This window comes from Streptomyces sp. NPDC057565 (assembly GCF_042801455.1).
Classification (GTDB): Bacteria; Actinomycetota; Actinomycetes; order Streptomycetales; family Streptomycetaceae; genus Streptomyces; species Streptomyces yanii.
Genome location: NZ_JBHVFU010000016.1, coordinates 84,805 through 109,299, shown reverse-complemented (window position 1 = coordinate 109,299; position 24,495 = coordinate 84,805). Strand labels below are relative to the sequence as shown.

21 protein-coding genes and 1 tRNA gene are annotated in these 24,495 nt (G+C 70.1%); 8 read left to right on the top strand and 14 right to left on the bottom strand.

Features of this window, described 5'->3' with window-relative positions:
* The first annotated feature begins 1 nt into the window (after window position 1).
* The 5 genes from ACFU8W_RS26290 to ACFU8W_RS26270 all read left to right on the top strand — a co-directional run bounded on the left by ACFU8W_RS26290 (window position 2) and on the right by ACFU8W_RS26270 (window position 4,081).
* Entirely contained in the window at window positions 2-874 is an 873-nt protein-coding gene (locus ACFU8W_RS26290; protein ID WP_345518469.1) for an ABC transporter permease, read from the top strand.
* Window positions 875-927: 53 nt separating this feature from the next.
* Entirely contained in the window at window positions 928-1,872 is a 945-nt protein-coding gene (locus ACFU8W_RS26285; protein ID WP_384041881.1) for a glycine betaine ABC transporter substrate-binding protein, read from the top strand.
* A gap of 91 nt (window positions 1,873-1,963) precedes the next feature.
* The gene (locus ACFU8W_RS26280) at window positions 1,964-2,572 is read left to right on the top strand and encodes a helix-turn-helix domain-containing protein (protein ID WP_384041756.1); all 609 of its coding nucleotides are present in this window, start codon (window positions 1,964-1,966) and stop codon (window positions 2,570-2,572) included.
* Between the two features lie 12 nt (window positions 2,573-2,584).
* A complete protein-coding gene (locus ACFU8W_RS26275) occupies window positions 2,585-2,797 on the top strand; it encodes a hypothetical protein (RefSeq protein ID WP_384041753.1) in 213 nt (70 codons plus the stop codon).
* A 3-nt stretch (window positions 2,798-2,800) separates the two neighbouring features.
* The gene (locus ACFU8W_RS26270) at window positions 2,801-4,081 is read left to right on the top strand and encodes an MFS transporter (protein ID WP_384041749.1); all 1,281 of its coding nucleotides are present in this window, start codon (window positions 2,801-2,803) and stop codon (window positions 4,079-4,081) included.
* 41 nt (window positions 4,082-4,122) lie between these two features.
* On the opposite strand, the gene ACFU8W_RS26265 is transcribed toward ACFU8W_RS26270, so the two are convergent.
* The 5 genes from ACFU8W_RS26265 to ACFU8W_RS26245 all read right to left on the bottom strand — a co-directional run bounded on the left by ACFU8W_RS26265 (window position 4,123) and on the right by ACFU8W_RS26245 (window position 10,139).
* Window positions 4,123-4,911 carry a S16 family serine protease gene (locus ACFU8W_RS26265; RefSeq protein WP_384041746.1) on the bottom strand — a complete coding sequence of 263 codons (789 nt, stop codon included), beginning with the start codon at window positions 4,909-4,911 and terminating at the stop codon, window positions 4,123-4,125.
* Window positions 4,912-5,123: 212 nt separating this feature from the next.
* Window positions 5,124-5,765, bottom strand: a complete 642-nt coding sequence (locus ACFU8W_RS26260; protein ID WP_345517851.1) for a helix-turn-helix domain-containing protein — start codon at window positions 5,763-5,765, stop codon at window positions 5,124-5,126.
* A gap of 537 nt (window positions 5,766-6,302) precedes the next feature.
* Window positions 6,303-6,455, bottom strand: a complete 153-nt coding sequence (locus ACFU8W_RS26255) for a hypothetical protein (protein WP_384041743.1) — start codon at window positions 6,453-6,455, stop codon at window positions 6,303-6,305.
* A gap of 8 nt (window positions 6,456-6,463) precedes the next feature.
* Window positions 6,464-8,245, bottom strand: coding sequence for a DEAD/DEAH box helicase (locus ACFU8W_RS26250; protein WP_384041740.1), 1,782 nt, complete (start codon window positions 8,243-8,245; stop codon window positions 6,464-6,466).
* Between the two features lie 430 nt (window positions 8,246-8,675).
* On the bottom strand, window positions 8,676-10,139 hold the full coding sequence (locus ACFU8W_RS26245; protein WP_384041737.1) for an MFS transporter: 1,464 nt from the start codon (window positions 10,137-10,139) through the stop codon (window positions 8,676-8,678).
* A 191-nt stretch (window positions 10,140-10,330) separates the two neighbouring features.
* Here ACFU8W_RS26245 and ACFU8W_RS26240 point away from each other — a divergent pair.
* Window positions 10,331-10,402: transfer RNA gene (locus ACFU8W_RS26240), tRNA-Cys, on the top strand.
* 218 nt (window positions 10,403-10,620) lie between these two features.
* Here the strand turns inward: ACFU8W_RS26240 and mycP are convergent.
* Window positions 10,621-11,988, bottom strand: a complete 1,368-nt coding sequence (gene mycP, locus ACFU8W_RS26235; RefSeq protein WP_384041734.1) for a type VII secretion-associated serine protease mycosin — start codon at window positions 11,986-11,988, stop codon at window positions 10,621-10,623.
* 890 nt (window positions 11,989-12,878) lie between these two features.
* Here mycP and ACFU8W_RS26230 point away from each other — a divergent pair.
* The gene (locus tag ACFU8W_RS26230) at window positions 12,879-13,139 is read left to right on the top strand and encodes a hypothetical protein (protein WP_384041731.1); all 261 of its coding nucleotides are present in this window, start codon (window positions 12,879-12,881) and stop codon (window positions 13,137-13,139) included.
* Between the two features lie 362 nt (window positions 13,140-13,501).
* On the opposite strand, the gene ACFU8W_RS26225 is transcribed toward ACFU8W_RS26230, so the two are convergent.
* From ACFU8W_RS26225 to ACFU8W_RS26195, 7 genes are all read right to left on the bottom strand, one after another.
* Window positions 13,502-13,987 (bottom strand): hypothetical protein, encoded by a 486-nt coding sequence (locus tag ACFU8W_RS26225; protein ID WP_384041728.1) that lies wholly within the window; start codon window positions 13,985-13,987, stop codon window positions 13,502-13,504.
* 158 nt (window positions 13,988-14,145) lie between these two features.
* Entirely contained in the window at window positions 14,146-16,473 is a 2,328-nt protein-coding gene (locus tag ACFU8W_RS26220; protein ID WP_384041725.1) for a xanthine dehydrogenase family protein molybdopterin-binding subunit, read from the bottom strand.
* The gene (locus ACFU8W_RS26215) at window positions 16,470-17,891 is read right to left on the bottom strand and encodes a 2Fe-2S iron-sulfur cluster-binding protein (RefSeq protein ID WP_384041722.1); all 1,422 of its coding nucleotides are present in this window, start codon (window positions 17,889-17,891) and stop codon (window positions 16,470-16,472) included. The genes ACFU8W_RS26220 and ACFU8W_RS26215 overlap by 4 nt, the downstream gene beginning before the upstream one ends.
* Window positions 17,888-18,784, bottom strand: coding sequence for an FAD binding domain-containing protein (locus ACFU8W_RS26210; protein WP_384041719.1), 897 nt, complete (start codon window positions 18,782-18,784; stop codon window positions 17,888-17,890). Before ACFU8W_RS26210 ends, ACFU8W_RS26215 begins: the two co-directional genes overlap by 4 nt.
* Before the next feature lie 318 nt (window positions 18,785-19,102).
* The gene (locus ACFU8W_RS26205) at window positions 19,103-20,746 is read right to left on the bottom strand and encodes a beta-N-acetylhexosaminidase (protein ID WP_384041716.1); all 1,644 of its coding nucleotides are present in this window, start codon (window positions 20,744-20,746) and stop codon (window positions 19,103-19,105) included.
* Between the two features lie 499 nt (window positions 20,747-21,245).
* The gene (locus ACFU8W_RS26200) at window positions 21,246-21,539 is read right to left on the bottom strand and encodes a DUF3039 domain-containing protein (RefSeq protein ID WP_063756076.1); all 294 of its coding nucleotides are present in this window, start codon (window positions 21,537-21,539) and stop codon (window positions 21,246-21,248) included.
* A 29-nt stretch (window positions 21,540-21,568) separates the two neighbouring features.
* Window positions 21,569-22,129, bottom strand: coding sequence for a YqgE/AlgH family protein (locus tag ACFU8W_RS26195; protein ID WP_266985091.1), 561 nt, complete (start codon window positions 22,127-22,129; stop codon window positions 21,569-21,571).
* A gap of 277 nt (window positions 22,130-22,406) precedes the next feature.
* Between ACFU8W_RS26195 and murA the strand changes: the two genes are divergently transcribed.
* Complete coding sequence (gene murA / locus ACFU8W_RS26190) at window positions 22,407-23,747, top strand: UDP-N-acetylglucosamine 1-carboxyvinyltransferase (RefSeq protein WP_136330022.1); 1,341 nt, start codon at window positions 22,407-22,409, stop codon at window positions 23,745-23,747.
* A 180-nt stretch (window positions 23,748-23,927) separates the two neighbouring features.
* On the opposite strand, the gene ACFU8W_RS26185 is transcribed toward murA, so the two are convergent.
* On the bottom strand, window positions 23,928-24,209 hold the full coding sequence (locus ACFU8W_RS26185; RefSeq protein WP_003968811.1) for an HU family DNA-binding protein: 282 nt from the start codon (window positions 24,207-24,209) through the stop codon (window positions 23,928-23,930).
* Window positions 24,210-24,495: the final 286 nt, after the last annotated feature.

The following is a 24,495-nucleotide window of genomic DNA, read 5'->3' as shown; positions in this document are numbered from 1 at the left end:
CATGAATCCCCACCGGTCGGTGCCGCCGGGTCCCGGGGAACGCCCGTCGCCGTCCGCGCTGCCGGGCGAGCACGACGTCCAGGACGTCTTCCGCGACGAGGAGGAGGAACCCGCGCCGCCGCCCGCCGCGCCGCGGCGCCGGATCACCTGGCGCAAGCTGGTGCTGATGCCGGCCGCCCTGGCGGTCGTCCTCGCCCTCACCTATCTGTGGATCACCAACGTCCACCTCGACTCGATCGCGAAGAACTCGCTGACCGGCGGCAATGTGCAGCTGCGCTGGTGGCAGCACGTCAAGCTGACCGCGATCTCCACCTTCTGGGTGCTGATCATCGCCGTTCCGCTCGGGATCGCGCTGACCCGGCGCAGGCTGCGCCGGGGCGCCCCGCTGGTCACGGCCCTCGCCAACGTCGGCCAGGCGACCCCGGCGATCGGCCTGCTGGCACTGCTGGTGATCTGGCTGGGCATCGGCCCGTCGACCGCGATCATCGGCATGGTGATCTACGCCGTGCTGCCGGTGTTCTCCAACACCGTGGCCGGTCTCAGGGCGATCGAGCCGAATCTGGTCGAGGCCTCGCGCGGCATCGGCATGTCGGCGATGGGCACGCTGACGAAGGTCGAACTGCCGCTCGCCGTACCGCTGATCCTGGCGGGGGTACGGACGGCGCTGGTCCTCAATGTCGGCACGGCGACGCTGGCGACGTTCGTCGGGGGCGGCGGGCTGGGGGACCTGATCACGTCGGGCATCCAGACGCAGCGGATGCCGGTACTGGTGCTCGGTTCCGTGCTGACGGTGGTGCTGGCGCTGCTGGTGGACTGGCTGGCCTCCCTGGTCGAGGTGGCGTTGACGCCGCGCGGGCTGGAGGTGGGGGCGTGAGCACGGGGAAGGGAGCGGCACGGAGGCTCAGGGCGGCCGGTGTCCTCGGGACCCTGGCGCTGCTCTGGGTGACACTCGCGGGGTGCGGGCTGAAGAGCGGTTCGCCGATGGTCGACGACGTGGTGCCGGGCTCGGTCGGCCGGGGGCAGCCACTGGACGGTGCCTCGCTGACCGTCACCTCGAAGAACTTCAGCGAGAACATCGTCCTCGGCCAGATGATCGGCCTGGTGTTCAAGGCCGCCGGTGCCGAGGTCCTCGACCGGACGAACCTGCCGGGTTCGATCAGCGCGCGCGAGGCCATCATCAAGGGCGGCGCCGACGCGATGTACGAGTACACGGGCACCGCCTGGATCACGTACCTCGGCCATGCGAAGCCGATCGCCAACCCGCTGATGCAGTGGGAGGCGGTCCGGGACGAGGACCGGAAGAACGGGGTGACCTGGCTGCCGCAGTCCACCCTCAACAACACCTACGCGCTGGCCATCAGCAAGAAGAACAACGCGGAGTACCACCTGCGGACGCTCTCCGACGTCGCCGCGCTGGCGAAGATGGACCCGGCGGCGGTGACGATCTGCGTGGAGAACGAGTTCGCCTCGCGCGACGACGGACTGCCGGGGATGGAGAAGGCCTACGGGATGTCGATCCCGGCCTCCAACATCAGGAAGATGGACGCCGGGATCATCTACACCCAGGTCTCGAAGTCCAACTCCTGCCTGTTGGGCGAGGTGTTCACCACGGACGGCCGGATCAAGGCGATGAACCTCGACGTCCTCGTGGACGACAAGCACTTCTTCCCCAACTACAACGCCGCGCCCGTCGTCCACACCGCGACCTTCGACAAGTACCCGGAGATCGCCGATCTGTTGAACCCGGTCAGCAGGCGGCTGACGACCGAGGTCGCGCAGCAGCTGAACGCGAAGGTGGATGTGGACGGGGAGGACCCGCACGAGGTGGCGAAGGACTGGCTGATCGCGGAGGGGTTCATCAAGAAGGGGTAGCGGACAGCCGGGGCCGAGGCCTCCCGGAGTTACAAAGAAGATGTTGCAAAGAAGCGTTGCAAAGGAGCCTTTGCAAGTCTACAGTCGAGGCATGGCAGCGAACGAAGCCGACGGCGAGAAGCCGCTCGACCCAAGCATCCTCCGTGTCGACGTCCGCACCCTGCGCGTGCTGGCACACCCCCTCCGGCTCCGACTCCTGAACGCCCTCCGGGAGTTCGGCCCCGCGACCGCGTCGAAGCTCGGCGACCGGCTCGGCGAGTCCAGCGGCGCCACCAGCTACCACCTGCGACAACTGGCCGCGCACGGCTTCGTCGAGGACGACCCGACGCTCGGCAAGGGACGCGAACGATGGTGGCGGGCCGTGCACAAGGGCACCGCATTCGACCGCAGTGCGGATTACCTCCGCGACCCCGACCCGGAGGTGCGCGGCGCCATCGGAGTCGTCCTGCACGAGATCGCCACCACGCACACCCAGGAGCTCAACACCTGGCTCGGCACCATGCACGAATGGCCCGAGGAGTGGCTGCGCGGCTTCGACGTCAGCGACTTCAAGGTGCGACTCACCCCGGAGCTCTCACTGGAGCTGGCCGAGAAGATCCACGACCTGATCGACAGCTACCGGGACCGGGTCCCCGAAGGCACCGAAGGTTCGGCCGTCGTCCGCACCCATCTGCACGTGTTCCCGCGCCCCACCGACTGAGAGGAAACCACCATGCACCCCGACACGCACCTGATGCTGCAGCACCTTCACGGCGCCGAACTGCGTCGGCAGGCCGACGAGTTCCGCATGTCGCTCACGGCCCGGGCACCGCGGGCACCGCACCGGACCCTGCGGGCACAGCTGGGCTGGGGACTGGTCGAGCTGGGCCTGCGCGTCCTGTCGGACCGGCGTGCCCTCTCCGCGCCCTCCCCCCGCGCGGTTTAGCCAATGGACGGGGGGAACCGCAAGCCGCTCGCCGCACTTCTCGCGGCCAACTGCATATCCACCGCGGGCACTTCGCTCACCCTGATCGGGGTCCCGTGGTTCGTCCTGCAGACCACGGGCAGCGCCGGCCGGGCCGGCGTCGTCGCCTTCTGTGCCACACTGCCGATCATCATCTCCGCGGTCGTCGGCGGGCCCGTCATCGACCGGATCGGACGGCGGCGGATCTCCGTCGCCTCCGACACCGTCTGCACACTCGCCATCGCCGCCATTCCGTTGCTCCACTACGCCGGGGCGCTCGAATTCTGGATGCTCTGCGCCCTGATGGCACTGAACGGGCTCGTCCACACCCCCGGCAACACCGCGCGCTACGTCCTGCTGCCGGACCTCGCCGAACATGCCGGGACCACGGTCACCCGCGCCGCCAGCCTCTTCGACGCCACCTCGCGCGGCGCCAGGATGACCGGCGCGGCACTGGCCGGGGTGCTGATCGCGCTCGTCGGCGCGGAGACCGTACTGCTGCTGGACGCGGCGACCTTCGGTGCGTCCGCACTGCTCATCGCGGCAGGCGTACGAGGAGTACGGGCGGCCGAGCCGCGGAAAGCGGCGGCACCGGCCTCACTGCGCACGTACAGCCACGAACTGCGCGAGGGATACGCCTACTTGTTCTCCAACCGGCTGCTCTTGGCCGTCGTGGTGATGGTGCTCTTCATGAACGGCACCGATCAGGGCTGGAACGCCGTACTGCTCCCGGTGCACGCCGAGCGCGAACTGGGCGGCGCACCCCAACTCGGCCTGCTCACCGCACTGTTCGGGGCGGGCGGGCTGACGGGCGCGCTGGTGTACGGGGCGGTGGGACACCGGTTCTCGCGGCGTGCGGTGTTCACGGTGTGCGTGGTGCTGTGCGGCGGACCGAGGTTCGTGGTTGCCGCGCTGACGGACACGACGCTGCCGCTCGCGGTGACGATGCTGCTGGGTGGCCTCGCGGGCGGGGTCCTGAACCCGATCCTGACGACGATGACGTACGAACGCGTACCGCAGCAGCTGCGCAGCCGGGTGTCCGGGGCGCTCACCGCGGGCTGCGAGCTGGCGATGCCGGTGGGCGGGCTGCTGGCGGGGCTGCTGGTGGAGAGCATCGGGGCGGACGGTGCGCTCCTGGCGCTGGGCGCGGTCTACACGCTCGCGACGGTGAGCCCGATGATCTTCCCGGTGTGGCGCACGATGGACGACCGGCCGTCCGCGCAGGAGCGTGCGGAGGCGAAGGCCGGCGCCGCCCGTCCGGCATGATCCGGACGAGAGGCCCCGGGGCGTGTGCGGCTCGCCCTGTGTCAGCAGCTCGGAACCTTGGCCCCCTTGTCGAGGGCCGTGAGCGAGGACACCGCGCTCTTCAGTGTGGTGACCGGGATCAGCTTGAGCCCCTTGGGGAGTTCGGCGCCCGCCGCCTTGCACTCGGCCTTCGGTACGAGGAAGACAGTGGCACCGTCACGCCGGGCGGCCTGGGTCTTCAGCGATACGCCGCCGACCGCGCCGACCGTACCGTCCGCCTCGATCGTGCCTGTGCCGGCAACGGTGCGGCCACCGGTGAGATCACCGCCGGAGCCGTTGCCGTCGAGCTTGTCGACGATGCCGAGAGCGAAGAAGAGACCGGCACTGGGCCCGCCCACATCGGCGAGGTGCAGGGTCACGTCCACCGATCCGGGCGCCTTGCCGAGGTACCGCAGGGCCGCGTCCACGGCTGAGTTCTGCGACTTCTTCATGTCCTCGAGGTTGTGCTTCTCGATCTCCTTCTCGGAGCCGCCGGTCGGGTAGACCGATTCGCGGGGCAGGACCGCCCGGTCGGTCCGGAACCAGCCGTCGATCACGTCGCCGATCCCGACGTCGGCGGTCGGCCCGGTCGCGATGATGGTCGTCATCCGCAGCTGGCCGCTGGTGGGGCGGGTCGGCGCGCCCTTGATCCTGATCACGGGCGTGCCGTGGACGTCCCCGAGTACGTTCGCGGTCGTGCCCGGCTGCGCCACGGTGAACGGCAGCGGCGCGAAGGCGGCGACGCCGAAGAGGGCGACGACGGGCAGGGCGCACAGGGCGAGGGCGCGGGGGCGCGAGAGACGAGTGAGCACGCGCCCAATCTAACCTGGCCGGGTTCATCCGCCCGGCCGGTCCGGGGAGGGGCCGGCCCGTCCCCCGGCCGGTGGTGCGCAGGCCCGACCGGCTCGCACTCGGGCTCCGGACGGGTTCGACAGGCCCGCCCGGAGCACGGACCCAGCCCGTCCGAGCACGATCCGGCCCGTCCGGCGGCGGAGGACAAAGCGGCCGCCGGACGACCCCGGTACTACCGCAACGCGTCCGCGACCTCGCGCGCCGCGTCGACGACTCGCGGTCCGACCCGTTCCGGTACGGCGTCCGCCAGCATCACCACGCCCACGCTGCCCTCCACGCCCGTGACCCCCATCAGGGCAGCCGCCGCGCCGCTCGCGCCCGCTTCCAGCTCGCCGTGTGTGAGCGTGAACGCGGTCTCGGACACCGGCTTCGCCCGTGCGGCCAGGATCGCCCGGCCCGCGGCGCCCTTGTCGAGCGGATGACGGAAGCCGGCCCGGTAGGCCACGTGATAGTCGGTCCAGGTCGGTTCGACGACGGCAACCGCCAGCGCATCGCTGCCGTCGACCAGCGTCAGGTGGGCGGTGGCTCCGATGTCCTCGGCCAGGGACCGCAGCGCGGGCAGCGCAGCCTCCCGTACCAGCGGATGCACCTGGCGGCCCAGGCGCAGCACGCCGAGTCCCACCCTGGCCCGGCCACCCAGATCACGGCGTACCAGGGCGTGTTGTTCCAGTGTGGCCAGCAGACGGTAGACGACGGTGCGGTTGACGCCGAGTTTGTTGGACAACTCGGTGACGGTCAGCCCGTGGTCGGTGTCGGCGAGCAGCTTGAGGACGCGTAGTCCCCGGTCGAGCGTCTGGGAGGTCTCCGCGGTCACGACGCCCTCTCCTCTTCGGTGAGTGGCGGCACCCTCACGGAGGTTGCGTCGCCGGTCCCAGCGGCGACGCACGGAGAGGCCGCCGGCGGCCAAGGCACCGGCTGCGCTCCGCGGCGGCGCTGCCACGGGGCGTTCACTTTTTTGGGGACAGTAGCGAGCCAGTCCGCTCAGCGGAAGACCTCGTCCAGAATCCGGGCGCACGTGGAGCAGTGGCTGTGCCGCAGGAGCATAAGCCCCGGTCAGCGCGGCGCCGACGGGATCCGGAACATCTACGCGCGTTCAGGTCGACCGACTCCATTGCGACGCTCCGTGCACAGAAGTGAACCATCGTTAACTCACGGTGAACGAATGCCGCATAATTTTTCCGTCGATCAGAACCTCGCAGGCCCGTAGCGCCTTCGTGGCCGGGTCCCGGACGGTGATGTCCAGGGCGGACGCGGCGTCCTGGACGGTGAATGCGGCGGTCGCGGCCCGCGGTCGACGAGGCCTCCTTGACCCGGATCGCGACGGTGTCCGCGCCGTCGACGGTGAGGCCTGTCAGCCCGCGCCGTCGAGCCCGACGACCTCGGTCCTCACCGGGTCGGAGGTCTGCGAGCCGCCGGCCCTCGGCCCCACGACGGTGACGGCCGCACGGACGACACCGGCCCGGCACGAGGATCTCTGTCCCCGTACCGGGCCGGCATCCGACACGAGCGGACTCACCTCATCCGGGTGGCCCACTCCTGCACCTTCTTGATCCGCTGCTGGATCTGCCCCGCCGTCGCCTCCGCGCTCGGCGGCCCTCCACAAACCCGCCGCAGCTCGGTGTGGATCACCCCGTGCGGCTTGCCGCTCTGGTGCGTGTACGCCGACACCATCGTGTTGAGCTGCTTGCGCAGCCCCAGCAGCTGCTTGTGCGTGACCACCGGCCGGGCCTCCGCCGGCTTCTCCAGCAGATCGGCCTCCCCGGCCGGCTTCTGCCTGCTGTGCGCGATCTGCCGGGTCTGCCGCTTCTGCAGCAGCAACTGCACCTGGTCGGGTTCGAGCAGCCCGGGAATCCCCAGGTAGTCCTGCTCCTCCTCGCTGCCCGGGTGCGCCTGCATGCCGAACTCGGCGCCGTCGTACAGCACCCGGTCGAAGACCGCGTCGGACTCCAGCGCCTCGAACGGCAGCTGGTCCTCGGTCTCCTCGTCCTCCAGGCGTTCCGCGTCGGCGAGGAGCTTGTCCTCCTCGGAGAACGGGTTCTCCTCGTCACTGCCCTTCTTGGGCTTGTCGAGGACGTGGTCCCGCTCGACCTCCATCTCGTTCGCGAAGTCGAGGAGCATCGGAATGGTCGGTAGGAAGACGGAAGCGGTCTCGCCGCGCCGACGCGACCGCACGAAGCGTCCGACGGCCTGGGCGAAGAAGAGCGGGGTCGAGATGGTGGTGGCGTACACACCGACCGCGAGACGCGGCACGTCGACGCCCTCCGACACCATCCGGACCGCGACCATCCACCGCGAGTCGTCCTCGCTGAACTTGTCGATCTTCTTCGATGCGGCCTTCTCGTCGGAGAGGACCACGGTCGCCTTCTCGCCGGTGACCTTCTTCAGGATCTTGGCGTACTCGCGCGCGGACTCCTGGTCGGTGGCGATCACGAGCCCGCCCGCGTCCGGAATGCCCTTGCGCACTTCGGTCAGCCGCTTGTCGGCGGCCGCGAGGACGTTCGGGATCCAGTCGCCGGTGGGCGACAGCGCGGTCCGCCAGGCCTGCCCGATGGCGTCCTTGGTCATCGGCTCGCCGAGCCGGGCGGCGATCTCGTCACCGGCCTTGGTGCGCCATCGCATGTTGCCGCTGTAGCTGAGGAAGATCACGGGGCGGACGACGCCGTCGGCGAGCGCGTTCCCGTAGCCGTAGGTGTAGTCGGCCGAGGAACGCCTGATCCCGTCGTTCCCCTCCTCGTACACGACGAACGGAATCGGGTTGGTGTCGGACCGGAACGGCGTACCGGTCAGCGCGAGCCGCCGGGTTGCCGGGTCGAAGGCCTCCTGGCACGCCTCGCCCCAGGACTTCGAGTCACCGGCGTGGTGGATCTCGTCCAGGATCACGAGAGTCTTGCGCTGCTCGCACCGGTTGCGGTGCAGCATCGGGCGGACACCGACACCGGCGTACGTGACCGCGACCCCGTGGTACTCCTTGCTCAGAGGTCCGGCGCTGTACTCGGGGTCGAGCTTGATCCCTATCCGGGCGGCCGCCTCCGCCCACTGCTTCTTCAGGTGCTCGGTCGGCGCGACGACGGTGATCTGCTGCACGACGTGGTGGTGCAGCAGCCACGACGCGAGGGTCAGCGCGAAGGTGGTCTTCCCTGCGCCGGGCGTGGCGACCGCGAGGAAGTCACGCGGCTGCTCCTGGATGTACTTCTCCATGGCGCCCTGCTGCCAGGCTCGCAGCTTGCCGGCCGTGCCCCAGGGAGCGCGGCCGGGATAGGCGGGTGAGAGGTGGTGGGAGGCGGTAGTAGTCACGGTCTCCGGTTCGGGGCTCTCGGGTACGTGGGGCGCTGCCCGTACGGGCCGGGAAGGGCTCGTACGCGATACGACAACCGGGCCACCTTACCGGGGGCACGAGCGGAACCCCGTACGAACGAGCCGTGGTTCGTCCCCGTTGAGACCCTCTTCACAGGGTGTGGCCACGCGGCGAATCGGGGCAGTTTCGCGGCGGGGCTGGGCATGCCGAGGGCGCCCCGGCACACGTCCGGCACGAACGTCTCGGCCTCGTCGGCATCGAGGGCGGCGCTGACAGGCGCATCGTCCGGCACACGACCTGGGCGCTTCTGCACCCGACCACCGGCGTGTGGTTGCCTGCCAGGGACTCCATCGGTGCCGCGGCCTTCTGCCGGACGTCCCGCAGAAGCGTCCTGGCCGAAAAAGCCGGCACGCGTGGCACCACGCGGTACTACGCCTTTTCCCGCACCCGGCCGGCGACCCACGCCCCCACCAGTGCCACCCCCGCCATCGGCAGGAACACCACCGCGAACGCCCCCGGATGCGCCCCCGCAGCGCCCGCCTCCACCGAGTCGTGCACCGCCCCCACGGCGCCGCCGCCGAGCGCGGCGAAGGCCGCACCCCCGGCCGCCAGCAGCAGCACATTCGAGAGCCCGTCGGAGATCTGGAGCGCTGCGGAGTTGGCCCCCGCCTCCTCCGGCGGCGACAGCTTCAGCAGCAGCACGCTCGTCGAAGCGATCACCATGCCCATGCCGAAGCACCCGACGGCCCAGGCGACCGCCACCGTCCACACTGGAACCCCCGCGATCAGCACCGACGGTGCGCCCGCGATCGCCGCGACGACCAGCACCATGCCGCCCACCATCAGCCGCTCCCGGTACGGCTCCAGGCGCGGCCGGGCCTGGACGTACGAGCCGAGCGCCCAGGTCCCGCCCCCGGCGGCGAGCGACAGCCCGGCCATCGTCGGGGACTGCCCGCGCTGCGTCACCAGCATCAGCGGCACGAAGGACTCGGCTGCGATGAACGACCCGGCGGCGATCCCGCGCAGCAGCACCACCGACGGCAGCCCGCGCGCCGCGCGCCCGGTGCCGACGGGCAGGAGCCCCCGTACGGCGGGAACGAGCAGAGCGACACCCGCGGCGGCCGGAATCAGCGCAAACCAGTTCCGCTCCTGCCCCGCGTACTGCAGCAGACCGGCCCCCACCGAAATGGCGAGCGCCAGAACGATGCGCCGGCGGTCGTACGGTTCGACGGGCGCCGACGGATCAGCAGGCCCGGACGCCATGCGTCGGATCGCGGGCAGCGCGAGGGCCAGCGGGAAGACCACCAGAACCGGAATCCCGACGAAGACCCAGCGCCAGCCCAGATGCTCGGTCACGCTGCCGGAGGCGAGCGGCCCGACGACGGACGGGACGACCCAACTCGCGGCGAAAGCGGCCATGATCGCGGGTCGGATCCGCTCCGGATAGGCCCGGCTGACCACCACGTACAACGCCACGATCACCAGTCCGCCGCCGAGCCCCTGCACGGCCCGCCCGGCGATGAACATCCACATGCCGGCCGCCGTCCCCGACAGCAGCAGACCGGCGCCGAAGGCACCGATCCCGGTGGCGAGCGGCGTCAGCGGCCCGCGCCGGTCCGCCCACTGCCCGGAGAGCACCATGGCGAAGAGGCTGGTGGTGAAGTACGCGGAGAACGCGAACGCGTAGAGCGGAATGCCGTGCAGCTCGCGGGCGGCGACCGGCATCGCGGTCCCGACGGCGGTCGCCTCGAAGGCGATCAGGAAGACGACGGAGACAATGCCGATGCTGAGCGCCCGATAGGTCCGGCCCAGCACCCCTTCGGACTCGGCGACGACGGGAGCGTCCACAGCACGGGGCGAGACATCGGCGTCACGCGGTTCGAGGGCGGTCATGGACCCAAGAGTAAGGGTCAAGATCCGCTTTCGGCCCTGTCGTGAGGCGGTCGCGCACTCGTCCCTTGGTCGTAGGACCGGGCGCCGAGCATGAACGCGGTATGGCAGTCGCATTGCAGCGCGGCCCGCACCCTTGAGCCCGTCTCCCGTGGCCCCTACGGTCGACACATCAGCACGAAGCACCAGCACACGGCCGTGTGCCCGAGTGGTTCAGGGGCTCGACTGCAACTCGAGTTACACCGGTTCGAATCCGGTCACGGCCTCGCAGACGAAGCCGCCCGCCCCGGGGAAGTTCCGGGGCGGGCGGCTTTCCCGGGTCCGGGGCGCGGGCCACGGTGTCCTGACAGCGTTCTCCGCCGTGAACCCGGCCCCGTAACCGCTCTTGCCCCGCCCCGCCTCCCGCTCGGCAACGGCCCGCGGCTCGGGAGCGAGCACGACGACGACTGATGCCAGGCCTCATCGCCTTCGCTCGAGCATGGGCTCAGCCGGTCGGCCCTTCACCGTACGAATGGCCCTCGTGGGGCGAGTTGGAGCCGCGAGGAGCGGTGGGAGGGGGGCCGAAGGCCGGCGGTGCGGGCTGATGCTGAGGCTGGGCTTGCTGGTACGGGTGCGGGGTTGCACCCGTGACCGACTTGCGGCGGCGGGAGCGTACGGCCGGGACGGCAACCGCTGCACCGATGAGGGCGGCTGCGCCGAGTCCGATCCAGAGACCGGTGTTGCTCTTGTCGTCAGCCGGTGCCACAGCGGCTGGCTTGTCGTTGTCCTCCGAACCCCGCGTTGCCTTGGAGGGCTTGGCGGAGGGAGCGGGGGACTCAGCGGCCGCGAGGTCGGGGAGCGGGTATACGTCGGCGGGGCCGGGGTTGCCGGGAGTCTTCAGGGCGATCCGCGGGCGGACAATGCCGTATCCGATGTAGTCGGAGCGCTTGGCACCACTGGTCGGACCACCGGCGGTATTGAGCATGACGCGCAGAACCTGATTGTTCGTCCAGTCCGGGTGCTTGGACCAGATCAGGGCGGCGGAGGCGGAGGCGAGGGCGGTCGCGTCGCTGGTTCCGCTGGTCTTGCAGAGCCCGGTCTTTCCACCGCAGGCGTGAACCATGTCGACACCGGGCGCCGAAAGATCTACCTGCGGTCCGTACTGAGACCACTCAGCCTTGTGGAGGCTCTTATCGACAGCTCCCACGCCGACAATTCCAGGAGTGCCGGCCGGGTACTGGACCCGGTTGCCTTCATCGCCACCATTCCCAACTCCGGCAAAGATAAGCGCCCCCTTCTCAAGGACATATTTCACCGAATCTGAAACCTGTTGCGAACCCGTGCCGTACGCCAAGGAGATATTGATGACCTTTGCCCCGTGATCCGCTGCATAGCGAATAGCAATGGGCAAGTCCCGATTAAAGTTCGCATCACCGGTGGCGCCATTGACGCGTCCAGCATCGTCTCTCATCCTGATTGGAAGGATCTTGGCTCCAGGAGCTAGGCCGAAAGCGCCGTTCCCGCCACCGGACTTGCCTGTTCCGGCAATCAGTCCGGCCATCCCCGTTCCGTGACCCTCGTAGTCCGTGCGCTCATCCCCCGGAGAGTCGGGTGACATATCCTTCCCTTTGAGCACTTGCCCAACAAGGTCGGGGTTCGAAGAATCGACACCGGAGTCGATCACTGCAACAATGACGTTTTCCCCCGTGCTGGTCTCCCACATCCCCCCGGCTTTCATTACATCGAGGTACCACTGAAGCGACCGAGCGGAATCGGCATATGCAGGCGTTGTCGCAAAAGCTGCCGACAGTATCCCTATGATCACCGATAGGGCGGCCCAGCTACGACCAACGCGGATACTGCTGGTAGGCATCTGCTTCCCTCTTGCCGTTCTTTGTGTATCAGTCGATAAGTGGGGGCACTACTCGTCGGCTGCCTTGCTGCCAGGTTTCTTCATCCTCGGTGAGGTAATCCGGCCGCCCACCACTCTCATCCCGCCGCGCCGCTTCAGACCGTGAGCCCGGGGTAGCAGTCCCGGTTCTTCCGGTCACGCCTGCTCCGCGAACCAAACCGGAGCCTCCCAGTGTGAACGGACGCCCACTGGAACGCCCCGGCTGCTGGGGCCGACCGCCGACGATGCCGCCGGTCTCCCCGGCCAAGCGGCGGCCCCCGGTAATGCCACCTTGGCCACTGGTCCCGGGCAATCCCCCGCCATGCCCCAGGGGCGCACGTCCGTGCACACCTTCTCCACCGACGACTGTGCTGCGAGGCAAACTCCCCGTCGGACGCCCCGGGGCCTGCGGAACAGGTTTGCCCCCAGTGATTCCACTTTCGCGAGGCAGTTGTGGGATGGAACCGGGTGCTGGCCCCGTCGGACTTCGCAGGGACGGCGTACGCATCCCACCGCCTCGTCCATCACCGATCTGACTCGAGGGGACGGCCCAACCTCGACCAACCGCATGAGTAAGCGTGCTTCCTGGCTGCGTGGCACCCCCCTCCGACTTTGCCGCCGTCGACGGACCCGAGGGGCCAACGATGGACTGTCCTGGAGCGTCCGGCAGGGTTGCCAGACCGTCAATCCCCATGCCAGCCGGGCTGGTTGTTACGGGGCTTGCGATGCGTTCTGCCGAGGGGCTGCTCCCCAACCCGGCACCGCTGATGTGAGCTTCTGAAGCTGGTGCGCCACTGCCGGATACCTGTCCGCTGCTTCCGCCTGGGCTGGCACCAGGCAGCACGTCCTCTGAATGTCTGCCGACTGACCTGGTGTCCTCCGGCGAGATCGCCTGTGGCGGCGGCGGAAAGACCGGCTTCTCCAACGCGTCCATCTGCGAAGACGAGAACGAGTACGTCTGCGCCAGCCTCCGCATCTGCGCAGCCGCCTCCTGCCGGTCCCTCTCCTTCGTCGACAACAACGCCGCCGCAGCCTCCTTGTCCGCTGCCGAAGCGCCCGAGTCCTTGCTTACCGCCCTGGCCGCGTCCAGGGCGGCCTGGTCGCCCGGCCCCGTGCGGGGGATCGATGCCTGAGCCAAGGCGATGGCTCCGGATGCCTCGGCCAGCCATTTCGACGCACCTTCGCTGTAGGCGCCCAGGCGCAGCGTCGCGTTGGCCAGGTCTGCGCTCCAGGTGCGGAAGGCATCAGCTCCTGTGCCCTTCCACTCGACCCATTGCGGACGGATCTTCAGGTCCTCCGCGATCTTGCGGATCTCCTCCGACGCATGGCGCAACTTGTCCGCCGCCCCCTGCACCGCTCCGCTGTTCGCCTGGTCCAGCCACTCCAGCATCCGCTCGTGGGACATGTTCTCGAACGACGTACCCGAGCCGCTCCCCGTCTGACCCATACCGTCGCTCTCCCTGTCCCCATGCCCTGTCGATCATCGACGTCGCCATCAGGCGGTCCCGGCGCTCTCGTCGGGCGCGGGCTTCTCAGCCGTCGGACATTCGTCGTTCTGCTTCGCAGCAGCCATTCCTGGGGCGTACTCGCCGCCATAGTGTTCCTGCATGCTGCTCTTGATCGCGAGCATGCGTTCGCGGACGTCCAGGTCGACGTGCTCGTAACCCTTGTGCGACGCGAGGACCGCGATGCCCATTCCCTCTATGGAGTCCGACAGCAGTCCGGACAGCTGCTCCAGCTCCGTGATCACCGTCTCGTACGTGTGGTGCAGGGCGTCCGCCTCGGCCCACCGGCCCTTCTCGCCGCCGAACTGGGCGCGCGACATCCGGTCCTCGCCGAGCTTCCTGGCATCGGCCGGCGAGCCCTTGAGGTCCTTCAGGAGCTCATCGATCCGGTCGCGGAACTCGGTGAACGACGAGAGCTCGGTGACCAGTTCACCGACCGCGTTCTGCGCGAAGTCGAAAACCGACCCGAACGACACTCCTGGCGCGTCCGTCGATCCCCCAGGGTCGCTCGGCAGCACTGAACACTCCCCCGTATGCGGCTGATTACAGCGTGCGCACCACTGTAGTCAGCACCACCGGCACCGTTCATCCCGTCGTTGCACATGCAACCGAGTTCACGCCGTCGGTTCTACGCCTAGGAGTTGGTGGTTGCCACCGCCGCCTGCGGCCTGATCGGGAGGCGGTTTATCGGACGGCCCGTTGCCGCACGGACTGCCGCGGCCACCGCTGCCGGGGACGTGACCACCGGGACCGCCGAGGCCGGCTTGGCGCCGAAGGGGGCCACTACGTCTCGTTCTTCGACAAGTTTGACAATGCGAATGTCGGGGGCGTCAAGCGAGGTAGGCAGGGCGTAACCCGTGAGGTCGGGGTGGCGGATCACACCGCGGGTCGTACGGAGGTTCTCCGACAGGGCCGCGCCGATGCCCTGGGTGATGCCTGCTTCGATACGGGTCGCCAGTTGGGACGGGTTGAGGACCCGGCCCACGTCCTGGGCCACAGCCATCTCGACCACACGGATCCACCCGAGTTCGATGTCGACGTCCACAACCGCGCGGATCGCGCAGAAGGCGAGACCGACGAACGCGTCGCCCTGGCCGGACTCGTCGAGCGGCTCGGTCGGGTGGGGGCGGCACTGGGCGGTGGCCCAGAGTTCCTTGCCGTCCATCGCCTCCGTGACCGTCGTGGACAGCACCCCGTCGTACGAGGTGATCTTGCCGTCCGTGATCTGGAGCAGCTCGGTGGACATGCCGAATTTGTGGGCCAGGGGCTGAAGGAGCTGGGTGCGGACCATCTTGGCGGCGCGTTCCACCGCTCCGGCGGAGACCCAGGTGTGGCGGCCGTGTGTGGACGGGCCCGCCGGGGGCTGGTCGGTGTCGACCGCGGCCACGTGGACCTCTTCGATGCCCAGGGTCTCCTGGACGACCTGGCGGGCCAGGGTGCTGAAGCCCTGGCCGGTTTCGACCGCGGCGCAGATGACCGTGGCGACACCGTTGTGGACCCGGACCGTGGCGGTGGAGACCTCGTCCGCACCTTCGGCTCCGAGCATGTGGACCATGCCGAGTGCGTAGCCGACGCCGCGGCGTACGGCACCGGGTTCGCCTGCGCCCTCCGGGCCACCGGGGAGCAGCCAGTCGTCCTCCGGGGAGTCCTTGGGGAGCGCGGGGAGCGGGACGTCCCGTACCGCACGAAGCAGTTCGGCCACGGGGGCGGGGCACGTCACTGTCTGGCCGGTCGGGAGAATGTCGCCGGTGGAGAGCGAGTTGCGGAGGCGGAGTTCGGCCGGGTCGATGCCGAGTTTGGCGGCCAGCTTGTCCATCTGGCCCTCGTACGCCGCGCAGACCTGCATGGCGCCCTCGCCGCGCACATGGCCGGACGGCGGGTTGTTGGTACGGACCGCCCAGCCCTCGATGAAGGCGTGCGGGACGACGTACGGACCGCAGGCGAACGCGACCGCGGCGGCCAGGGACTCGGACGAGGCGTCGGCGTACGCGCCCGCGTCGAGGAGGATCTGCGCCTCGACCTTGACCAGCCTGCCTTCTGCGTCCGCGTGGTGGCGGTAGCGGAGCAGCGTCGGGTGGCGGTGGGCGTGGCCGAGGAAGGACTCCTCGCGGGTGGCGGCCAGTTTGACCGGGCAGCCGGTACGCAGGGCGAGCAGGCCGAGCGGGAGCTGGAAGCCCGGGTCCTCGCGGTCGCCGGTCGCGCCGGGAACGCCGGTGACGACGATCTTCACCCGGTCCGGTTCGAGACCGAAGCAGGCGGCGGCGAGGTCGCGGTCGGTGTGCGGGTCGGTGGAGGCGGTGTAGATCTCCACACCGCCGTCGGGGCGCGGCACGGCGAGGCCGGCCTCGGCGCCGATCGGGGCGGGGTCCTGGCGGCCTATGCGGTACAGGCCCTCGACGATGACGTCGCCCGTGATGTCCGGGTCGCCGTAGCGCAGCGGGATGTGGCGGATGAGGTTGCCGTCGGGGTGCAGGGGCTCCGCGGCGAACGCCTTCTCCGGGTCGGTGACCGGTTCGAGGACGTCGTACTCGACGACGATCGCCGCTGCGGCGAGGCGGGCCGTGTCGGGGTGGTCGGCGGCGACCGCGGCGATCGGTTCGCCGTGGTGGCGGACCAGTTCGGAGGCGAAGACGGGACGGTCGACGACCCCGCGTCCGTACGCCCCGTCGCCGGGGACGTCCTCGTGGGTGACGACCGCACGTACGCCGGGCATCTCCGCGGCGCCCGTGGTGTCGATGGACAGGATGCGGGCGTGCGGGTGCGGGGAACGGAGCACGGCCGCCCAGAGCAGTCCCTCGGCCCAGAGGTCGGCCGCGTACGGGAACGTGCCCTCGGTCTTGGCACGGGCGTCGGCGGGCGGCAGTGAGGCGCCGATGCCGAACCCGGGCGGCTCGGCGCCGGGGCCGTCCACCGGCGGAATGGTGAGCGCCGTGTGGGTGGCGGTGGCTGCGTCGTTGCTCACGCCATGCCTCCGTCCTGCAGATGGGGCTGGACACTACCGGCACCGGGCGCCGCCTGGTGCGGGATGCGGGGCTCGGTGGAATGCGCATCCGCGGTGGCGGCGCCGGGCTCCGTGACCGCCTCGGCGCTCGCCTCGCGGCCCGCTATGACGTTGTTCACGGCGTCCAGGACGCCGCGGTAGCCGGAGCAGCGGCAGAGGTTGCCGCAGAGCGCCTGGCGGGTCTCCAGTTCGCTGGGGGCGTGGTTGCCCTCCAGCAGGTCGTGGATGGTCATGGCCATGCCGGGGATGCAGAAGCCGCACTGGACGGCGCCGCAGTCGGCCAGGGCACGCTGCACGTCGGACGGCTCGCCGTCGACGGCCAGGCCCTCGACCGTACGGACCTCGCTGCCCTCCGCGGTGGCCGCGGGGACCAGGCAGGAAGCGACGAGGCGGCCGTCGACCTGGACGTTGCAGGCACCGCACTCGCCCTGCGAGCAGCCGTCCTTGGCTCCGGCGAGGCCGAGTCGCTCACGGAGCACATAGAGCAGGGACTCGCCGATCCAGGCGTCCGTGACGGGGCGGTCGGCGCCGTTCACATGCAGGACGTAGGAGGCGGACGGGTGCTCGCTGGGGGTGTCGAGGGGAGCGTCGAAGGTGGTGTCGTGAGGGGGGTCGGTGGGGAGGGCCTGCTCGGGAGTGGCCGTGGTGTCGGCCACGGGCTCCGTCAGCGCCTCGGCCGTTTCCGACGCGGTGGCGTCCTGGGCCGGGACCTGCGTGAGGTCCGTGCCCGACGCCGGGGTGTCCGCCGTGCCCTCCGCGGCCGTCCCGGAAACCTCGGGAGCCTCCGGCTGCGTCGCCCACGGCGCGGGCGCGCCACCCGGCAGCGTGGCCGGTGGCGTCCCTTCCGCGTACCACTGGGACGCCAGCGCCGAGGCCGCGAACTCGCCGGACTCCTCCGGCAGGTCGCCATCGGCAACCGGGATCGTCCACTGGCCGGTGTGGCCTGAGGCTTCGGCGGCCGTCGCCTCGGCGAAGTTCCACTGGCCGGTCGAGGCCGACGTCTCGCCCTGCTGCGGGTACTCCTCGTGCTGCGGGTACTCCGGAAGCTGTTGGTGCTGCTGTTCGTTCGGGTCCGGCCAGTGCACCGCGCCCGTCGCCTGCTGCTCCGTCTCCTGGTCCTGCGTGCTCTGCGTCTGCACGACCCAACTGCCCGTCGCCGCCGGGTCGAGCCCGGCCGCGGGGGTCAGCGGCACGATCATCGGCGGTACATAGCCCTGGCCGGGAGCGGCCAGCGGGATGTTCGCCAGGTCCTCCGGGGGCAGCTGGACGAAGGCGGTCGCCTCGGCGTCGTACTCGCCGCCCTGCGCGGTCGGCTGCCAGCCGCCGTGCTCGTCGGCGGGGCCCTCGTTGTTCCTGTTGTCGGCGTTGCTGTTGCTCACGACAGTGCCCTTCCCAGCGCGCGTCGGGCGAGTGCGGCGACCGTGCGCCGCAGATGCAGTACGGCGGGGGGCAGCGGTGGTGCCTCTTCCCCGTCGGCGAGCGGCGGCTGGTCCGGGATGCAGGCGGCGGCGACGTACTCACCGAAGGCGGCCAGCGCGTCGGGCGCCAGGCCCCGTTCGCCGTCCCAGTCGATCAGCGAGGCGATCCAGTGCTCGGCCTCCAGCGGACGCAACGGCATCGGCGCGATGGCGCCGACCGCGCAGCGCACCCCGCGCCGGGCCGGGTCGAGGACGATCGCGACGGAAGCGGTGGCGCGGCCGGGGCCGGTGCGGCCGGTCGCCTTGAAGAAGACCTGGGGGGCGTGCAGCAGCGGTACGCGGACGAAGCCGATCAGCTCCGCGGGTTCGAGCATCTCCCGGCCGGCCAGCAGGTGCGAGACGGGGATCTCGCGGCGGGCGCCGTCGGGACCCGCGATGACGAGCTCCGCCTCCAGGGCTGCGAGCACGGGAAGGGCGTCGCCGGTCGGGGCCGCGCTGGCGATGTTGCCGCCGAGCGTCCCGGCGTTACGGATCTGGGGCGGGCCCGCGGCGCGCGCGGCCGCGGCCAGGGCGGGGATCAGTGCGGCGAAGTCGGGCCGGCCCATGCGTGCGTGGGTGAGTCCGGCGCCGAGCAGGGCGTGACCGTCCTGGTAGTGCCAGCCGCGGAGCTCGCTGATGCGGCCGAGGCCGACGAGTCCGGAGGGGCGCAGCAGCCCCTTGTTGACGGCCGACATCAGGTCCGTGCCGCCGGCCACGGGAACGGCGGCGGGCATGGCGCCGAGTGCCGCCACGGCCTCGTCGAGCGAGGCGGGCAGAGTCACCGTCTGCGTCGCCTGCGGTGCGTGAGTGGTCAACCCAGCTGCCCCTTCCCGGTGTCCCGGCGTCCCGCTTGTTTCGCCGTACGGTACGTGCTCAAAGCCCGGACGTGGCAACTCTGGCACATCTTCCGATCGGACCGACGCGAGGGTCCGCGAAGGGCGCATTCGCCCCTGACCTGGGGGATGCTCCCTTTTCGCGCCCCTTATGCACAGGGTGTGAATTGCCACTCTTCGGTAAGCCTTGTACGACATATTCCCTTCCGGGGAAGCGCGGTTCCGGCAGGGTCGGCAAGAGCGCTTCCGGCCACCACGGTCCCAGGAACCGCGGTGGCCCGGCCCGGTCCGCGAGCGGGATCACACGTTCGGGGGCGCCCCCTCGATCGGACGTCCGAGGACGCCGGGGCGCTTCTGCCACGGCAACGGGCCGCCCGGCGGGCGGTAATCGACGCCGAGCGCGTCAAGTCGGGCGTAGTGCGCGGTCATCCGGCGCTCGAAGTCGGCGAAGTCCCGGTCGGCGGAGGCGGGCAGCGCCGACCAGGCGACCTCCGCGAACGCCGCGAGCCGCGGAAAGGCCTGGTAGTCGACGCGGGACCGGTTCTGTATGACCTCGGTCCACACGTTGGCCTGGGTGCCCAGGATGTGACGGGTCGCCTCGTCGGTCAGGCCCGGCGGTACGGGTTCGAAGCGGTAGACGTCCTCCAGGGTGCGTACGTACCCGATGGGCATCGGCTCGTCGGGGCCTCCGTGCTGACGGTGGTCCAGATAGACCTGCTGCTCCGGGCACATCACGACGTCGTGCCCGGCCTCGGCGGCGGCGATGCCACCCGCGTACCCGCGCCACGACGACACCGCCGCGCCGTCCGCGAGGCCGCCTTCGAGGATCTCGTCCCAGCCGATGAGGCGGCGGCCGCGCGCGGTGAGCCAGCTGTCGAAGTGCCTGATGAACCAGGACTGCAGCTCCTCCTCGTCGGCCAGGCCGAGTTCCTTGATCCGGGCCTGGGCGGCCGGGGACGCCTTCCACTGGTCCTTGGGACATTCGTCGCCGCCGACGTGGATGAACGGCGAGGTGGCGGCCGGGAAGAGATCGAGGATCTCCTCGAAGACGCCCTCGTAGAAGCGGAGGGTGTGGTCGGTGGGGGCGAGCACGTTCGGAGTGACGCCCCAGGTGTCCCAGACGGAGAGGGCGGCGGTGTCGATGACGTCGGTGTTGCCCAGTTCCGGGTAGGCGCTGATGGCAGCCTGCGAGTGGCCCGGGATGTCGATCTCGGGGACGACACGGATATGCCGCTCGGCGGCGTACGCGACGATCTCGCGGATGTCGTCCTGCGTGTAGTGACCGCCGTACGGGGTCTCGTCCCACAGCTCCGACGCCCGGTGTCCGTGCTTGGTACGGGTGCGCCAGGAACCGATCTCGGTGAGCTTCGGGAAGCGCTTGATCTCCACCCGCCAGCCCTGGTCGTCGGTGAGGTGGAAGTGGAAGACGTTCAGCTTGTGGGCGGCGAGGAGGTCGAGGTAGCGCAGGATGTCGTCCTTGGGCAGGAAGTGCCGTGAGACATCGAGCATCAGGCCGCGCCAGGAGAACCGGGGGCGGTCCTCGACGGTGCAGCCCGGGACGCGCCACTGACGCTCCGGGTCCATGGGGGCCCGCCGGTAGGCGTCGGGGCCCAGGAGTTGGCGCAGGGTCTGCGTACCCCAGTGGACTCCGGCCGCGCCGCCGCCCAGCACGGTGACGCCGTCGCCGTCCACGGACAGCCGGTACCCCTCGGGACCCAGCTCCGCGGCCACCTCGGGGTCGGTCCGCAGGCGGATCGCGTTCCCGTCGTCGGCCTTGGCCTGCGCCAGCGGCAGCCCGGTCGCGGCGGCGAGGGTGCCGCACAGGTGGCGTGCGATGCGCTCCGTGCCCGGTTGCGCAACGACAACAGTGTCCTGATCGAGAACGAAGCCGGCCGTGGCGTTCGTGGCGCGCAGCGGCGCCGGAATCAGACCCTCGATGTCCATGACGTCAGTCCTTAACCGCTCCGCCCGGTTCCGGGACCGGGCGTCGCTGTACGAGTACGAGGAAGACCAGCAAGGGGATGGCCATCGCCGTCGAGGGTATGCCGCAGTGGATCGACCGGTCCGGGGATCCTGGGTGTTGCGGAGTTCGTCGGGTGGTGGCGGGATGTCGTACTGCAGGTGGGTGACCCCAACGCAGGCCCGGGGCAAGCTGCGCTCCAGCCACGGCATGCGGAGCGGTCGTCACCTCCGGTGGATCAGCATGTGGATCAGTACCTGGGATCGCCGACGGGGCGCGATCCGGGCCAAAGCCACCGAACGCCGCCTCGCCAACTCCCGTCACCGCCTTGACGACACCTCGACCGGGCCCGTCGGCTCAACCGTGCCGCGCGTGGGCGCCGGTACAGCCCGCGCCACGCACCCGGGACGACGGCTGCACGCAGAACCCCCGGGGCGCGCATCAGCGCACTCCGGGGGTTCTGGCGAACGGTCTGCGGACGGGCTACTTCTTGTCCTTGCCGCCCTTGCCCTTGTCCTTGTCGCCACCGGCGCCCATGGACTCGTAGATCTCCTTGCACATGGGACAGACCGGATACTTCTTGGGGTCGCGCCCCGGCACCCAGACCTTTCCGCACAGTGCGACCACGGGGGTGCCCTCCAGGGCACTCGCCATGATCTTGTCCTTCTGGACGTAATGGGCGTAGCGCTCGTGGTCGCCGTCGCCGCTCGACACCTGCGGCGTCGGCTCTACGAGGGTCCCCGTACCTGCCCCGCGCTCGGGCTCAAGAGTGCTCATAACAGCCAGGGTACTGAAAGCCCCGCGGTTCAGTTGAGCGAAGGGTCGTCCGGGTAGGTTGCAATCATGGCGAGTTCGCTGCGCTGACGGCGCAGGACCGCCCGCCACAGATGTTCCGGACGCGGCGAGGAGACGTCTCCGGGCTCCGACTCCACCACGTACCAGGCACCCTCGGTCAGCTCCGTCTCCAGCTGCCCGGGGCCCCAGCCCGCATACCCCGCGAAGATCCGCAGCGAGCCGAGCGCCGCGGCCAGCAGTTCCGGTGGTGCCTCCAGGTCCACCAGGCCGATCGCCCCGTACACCCTGCGCCAGCCGAGCGGCCCCTCGTCGCCGGGGATCACCGCGACTCCGAGCGCCGAGTCGAGGGAGACCGGACCGCCCTGGAAGACGACGTCCGGTTCGCCGGTCAGGCCGGCCCAGGACTCGAGGATGTCACCGACGCCGACCGGGGTGGGGCGGTTCAGGACGACGCCGAGTGAGCCCTCCTCGTCGTGGTCGAGGAGCAGCACCACCGCGCGGTCGAAATTCGGGTCCGCGAGGGCGGGTGTGGCCACGAGCAGTCGCCCTGTGAGCGAGGACACCTCGGTCATGGCAGAAATGATCCCGCATCTTCGCCCTCCATGGGGACCAAGTGACGCGCCGGGCCGACGAGCGAGCCCGAGCGCAGCTCAGGGCGCACGGATGCGTGGTGAGCGCACGGCCCGGGAGGCGCGCAGGCGCGGTGACCCTCCGCGAGGCGTGGCGAGCAGAGCGTGTTGTGGCTGATTCATGACGTTCGTACACCCCCCGCCGCCTTATGGAACGGGGGTGGAAGGCCATTACCCTTTCGGTTGGCCCCCTGCCCGACCACTCCGGAACGCGAGATTCATGACCGGCACAGACGATGTCCTGCTTGTCCACGGCGGAACCCCGTTGGAGGGCGAGATCCGCGTCCGAGGCGCCAAGAACCTGGTGCCGAAGGCAATGGTCGCCGCGCTGCTCGGCAGCGGGCCCAGTCGGCTGCGCAATGTGCCCGACATCCGCGATGTGCGGGTCGTGCGGGGGCTGCTGCAGTTGCACGGTGTGACGGTCCGACCCGGTGACGAGCCGGGCGAGCTGATCCTGGACCCCACCCATGTCGAGAGCGCCAACGTCGCCGACATCGATGCCCACGCGGGCTCGTCGCGCATCCCGATCCTGTTCTGCGGCCCGCTGCTGCACCGGCTGGGCCACGCCTTCATTCCGGGTCTCGGCGGCTGCGACATCGGCGGACGGCCGATCGACTTCCACTTCGACGTGCTGCGGCAGTTCGGCGCGACGATCGAGAAGCGGGCCGACGGCCAGTACCTGGAGGCCCCGCAGCGGCTGCGCGGCACGAAGATCCGGCTGCCGTACCCGTCGGTGGGCTCCACCGAGCAGGTGCTGCTGACGGCGGTGCTCGCCGAGGGTGTCACCGAGCTGTCCAACGCGGCCGTGGAGCCGGAGATCGAGGACCTCATCTGCGTACTGCAGAAGATGGGCGCGATCATCTCCATGGACACCGACCGGACGATCCGGATCACGGGCGTCGACCGGCTCGACGGGTACACGCACCGGGCGATCCCGGACCGCCTGGAGGCGGCCTCCTGGGCGTCCGCGGCGCTGGCGACCGAGGGCAACATCTACGTCCGGGGCGCACAGCAGCGCTCGATGATGACGTTCCTCAACACCTTCCGCCGGGTCGGCGGCGCCTTCGAGATCGACGACGAGGGCATCCGCTTCTGGCACCCGGGCGGCGCACTGAACGCCATTGCCCTGGAGACGGACGTGCACCCCGGCTTCCAGACCGACTGGCAGCAGCCGCTCGTCGTGGCGCTGACACAGGCCGCGGGGCTGTCCATCGTCCACGAGACGGTGTACGAGTCCCGGCTCGGGTTCACCTCCGCGCTCAACCAGATGGGCGCGCACATCCAGCTCTACCGCGAGTGCCTGGGCGGCTCCGACTGCCGCTTCGGCCAGCGGAACTTCCTGCACTCGGCGGTCGTCTCCGGCCCGACGAAGCTGCAGGGCGCGGATCTGGTCATTCCTGACCTGCGTGGCGGTTTCTCGTACCTGATCGCCGCGCTGGCGGCACAGGGGACGTCGCGGGTGCACGGGATCGATCTGATCAACCGTGGCTACGAGAACTTCATGGAGAAGCTGGAGAAGCTCGGAGCGAAGGTCGAGCTGCCGGGCGGCTCGCTGGTCTGACGGCCGAGGGCCGGACCGGGGGTTCGGGGGCACTGCCCCCGGGCCCCCGTTTTCCATCACCGGACGGGTCCGGCGGCCGCCTGTGAGCTCCTCCGAGGGCTCAGGGCCGCTTCTGCGGGCGGTACGACGGAGGGCGGTCACCCTGGTCGGGGTGACCGCCCTCCGCCGCGCCTATGGGTCCTACTTGCCCTTGGCGGCTTCCTTGAGCTTCGAGCCCGCGGAGACCTTCACGCTGTAGCCGGCCGGGATGTTGATCGGGTCGCCGGTCTGCGGGTTACGAGCGGTGCGAGCGGCACGGTGGGTGCGCTCGAAGGTCAGGAAGCCGGGGATGGTGACCTTCTCGTCGCCCTTGGCGACGATCTCACCGACGGTCTCGGCGAGCGCGGCCAGCACGGCGTCGGCGTCCTTGCGGGTCACCTCGGCGCGGTCGGCCAGGGCGGCCACCAGCTCACTGCGGTTCATGTTGTTACTCCCGTGTTCTTCTTGCCTGTGAGGCGTGAGATCGAAGCCGATGCTGCCAGGGCCCTCGGACAGTCCCCGAAACCGGGTCTGTCATTAGACCTCGCGCCTTGTGGGGTCTCCCCTGGACGTAGTCCTTGGGGAAGCATCCTGCCCCCACCTGCGGCGGGAAAGCCAATCCGGCACCCTTCGGAGTCACACGAAAAGCGCCACTGCCTCGTCGTGGTGACGTTCCGTCGACTCCCTGAAGCGGTCCGCAGCGGGTGCGGACTTCTGCGGGGCTCGCTGC